Below are 2605 nucleotides of genomic sequence, written 5' to 3'. Positions count from 1 at the left end.
GGTTACATTACCGATGGCCATAATGCCGCCGATGTGTTCGATGGCCGGGGCGATGGCGACGGGCAACATAAACAAGGCAGCCTGCCAGTTGACTTGAGGCGTTTCAAAATGGGGGATGGCAAACCAAGGGGCGTTGATGATGGCGCTGGTATCGACCAAGCCCATGATCAAAGCCAACACATAGCCTGAAGCCACGCCGATCAGAATCGGAATCAGCTTCATCATTTTGCTGCCGAAGACGGAAACAATGACGGTTACCGCAAAGGTAAAGCCGGACAGAATCAGCGAGTCGATATAGTCGATGACCTGTTTTCCATCTGCTTGACCCATGGCCATGCTGCTGGCTGCAGCGGCCACGGACAAGCCGATTACCATAATCACCGGGCCAATAACCACGGGCGGCAACAGCTTGTGTACCGCATCCAGACCGCGCCATCTGATCAGCGCGGCAAAGACAAAGTACATGAAACCTGCCGCAAACAGGCCGAACATGGTAGAAGGCAGGCCCCATTCACCGATGGAATAGATAATCGGTGCAATAAAGGCAAAAGAAGAGCCGAGGAAAATCGGCACTTTACGTTTGGTAACCAATTGGAACAACAAGGTGCCCAAGCCTGCGCCCAATAATGCCAAAGCCGGATTCAGTCCCGTCAGAAGCGGCACAAGTACCATGGCACCGAATGCGACAAACAAAATCTGCGCACCGGCTATCGCCGTTTTAAGCTGGTTCATAAAAGCTCCAAAGAAAATTCAAACGGCGCAGATTATACTGATTTATCCTAGTCGTGAACATTTATTTACAAAAGGCCGTCTGAACAGATGTAACGATGACATCTGTTCAGACGGCCTTGTTCGATAGCGAATGGTTAATAACTTATCAAAATCGATTAGGAAAATTTTCAGCCGCGTGTTTCGCGCCAAACCAAATAATCGCGCAGGGGCGGCATGGGCGGATTGATGCAGTGCGGACAGATGCCGGTTGTATCTTCATCATCGCTGTCGATATGGTAGTCGTTCGGATCAAAGCGCACCTGCTGCATGACGGCTTGCGCCAAAGCTTGCTCCTGTACGACATCAAAGCGGAATTTTTCAAGGATTTCGTTTAATAGGCGGATTTCGCCGTCACTGAAAGATTCGCTGTGTTTGACAATGAGGCGCTGATAATCTTCATTGCTGATTTTTTCGTGAAGTAAATCGGTCTGGATAGTCATGATTTTTATTGTTGAAATAAGATGGTCAAGGTGAGGATTATAGCGGATATTGTGGCGGCTGTTTTAAAGTCCGTGTTCTGGTTCGGAAAGTGTCCCTGTTTTGGCTTTTTTCGGTATTAGGTTGTTTAATTTAGAGTTAATTGCTTGGTAATCGTCGCTATAAAAAAATTCTCCAATGTATATGGTTTTCCCATGATAAACAAATGACCATGCACCTTGTTTACTATTTGGTTGTCGTAAGGGGCTGGAGATGGTGGATGTATTCCTTCTCTGACTCAAATAGTTACGCAGTGTGATTTTAGTGTTTTTAGTATTTGCATAGTTCTCATGTGGCTGCCATTGCGATATTTCTACGAGTGAAAATTTTTTACCTTTTCCCAATCCAAACAGCGCGAATTGGTGTGAAAGTATTCCATTTTGAACATGGATATGTTCTTGTCCAAAAAGTTGCCACAGTAAGTCATAAATACATTGGCAAGAAAGCAGGCCTAAAAATATGAGGAGGATGATATTAAATGTTGATTCAAAGTTTAAATTTGGAATGTTTGCCAATATCAATAGTACGATTACAAGATCTCTGCAAGTTAATAGAAGTTTGAGTCTGTTGCGTATAATTTTTGCTGACAAGGTAATTTTGCTAGGTGTTTGTTCAATTTTATAACGCGAAGATGTCATCAATAGCCTCCTACTTTGTCTGCCTGATACGCTTTTTGCAGCGGTGTAATTTGTGCCAAGCGGGCATGATCGACTTGTTCGGCAATTAAATGGGCTTTGCCTTGTGCGTGGCACTCGGCGGCAATTTTGCCTGCATCTACTTGGTTGGAGGCCTCAAGTAAGGCCAGCCAGTGTTCGCGTTGCGGATAGGGGGCGTCTTCAAGATTCAGACGGCCTTGTTTGTCGGCCACGCAGACGTTTAAGGCCGTCTGAAAACGTTCGGGGCGGCGGAATGCGTCGGTTTTTTTCAAAACATTCAAAATGGTTTTGCTTTTGAACTGCCCGACTTGATGGAGCATGATGTGCCAACGGCAGACAAGTTCGGCAAGCTCGGCGCAGTGTTTGGGCGCGCGCAGGCGTTGATTGACTTCGCGGACGGGTTCGACGCCGTTGACATCGTGTCCGTAGTGTTTCGGCAAGATATTGGCCGGTGTTTTTGCCTTGCCTAAGTCGTGCAATAAGGCAGCATAGCGTTCGGCGAGGGACAAATTCATCTCGGCAGCTCGTTGTACAACCATCAGCGTATGAATACCGCTGTCGATTTCGGGATGATAGTCAGCGCGTTGCGGTACGCCGAAAAGAGCATCAAGCTCGGGCAGTAAAACTTTGAGTGCGCCGCATTCGCGCAAAACTTCAATCATTCGGCTCGGATTTTTCTCCATCAAGCCTTTGGCCAATTC

4 protein-coding genes are annotated in these 2605 nt (G+C 46.9%); all 4 read right to left on the bottom strand.

Going from position 1 to position 2605, the window contains the following annotated elements; translation table 11 throughout:
- A partial coding sequence (locus ACTHUT_RS17720; RefSeq protein ID WP_440419240.1) for a uracil-xanthine permease family protein occupies positions 1-732 on the bottom strand: 732 nt, incomplete at its 3' end.
- Positions 733-899: 167 nt separating this feature from the next.
- Entirely contained in the window at positions 900-1211 is a 312-nt protein-coding gene (locus ACTHUT_RS17715) for a hypothetical protein (protein ID WP_250600564.1), read from the bottom strand.
- Positions 1212-1274: 63 nt separating this feature from the next.
- Entirely contained in the window at positions 1275-1886 is a 612-nt protein-coding gene (locus ACTHUT_RS17710; RefSeq protein ID WP_250600562.1) for a hypothetical protein, read from the bottom strand.
- A partial coding sequence (locus tag ACTHUT_RS17705; RefSeq protein ID WP_440419238.1) for an HD domain-containing protein occupies positions 1886-2605 on the bottom strand: 720 nt, incomplete at its 5' end. The genes ACTHUT_RS17710 and ACTHUT_RS17705, both read right to left, overlap by 1 nt.

This window comes from Neisseria sp. P0022.S010 (assembly GCF_051956635.1).
This window is presented reverse-complemented; position numbering and strand designations above follow the sequence as displayed.

What these genes read in the sequence shown, in the direction of transcription:
- ACTHUT_RS17715 (WP_250600564.1), bottom strand. Translation starts at nt 1,211, where the DNA reads ATGACTATCCAGACCGATTTACTTCACGAAAAAATCAGCAATGAAGAT.
- ACTHUT_RS17710 (WP_250600562.1), bottom strand. Translation starts at nt 1,886, where the DNA reads ATGACATCTTCGCGTTATAAAATTGAACAAACACCTAGCAAAATTACC.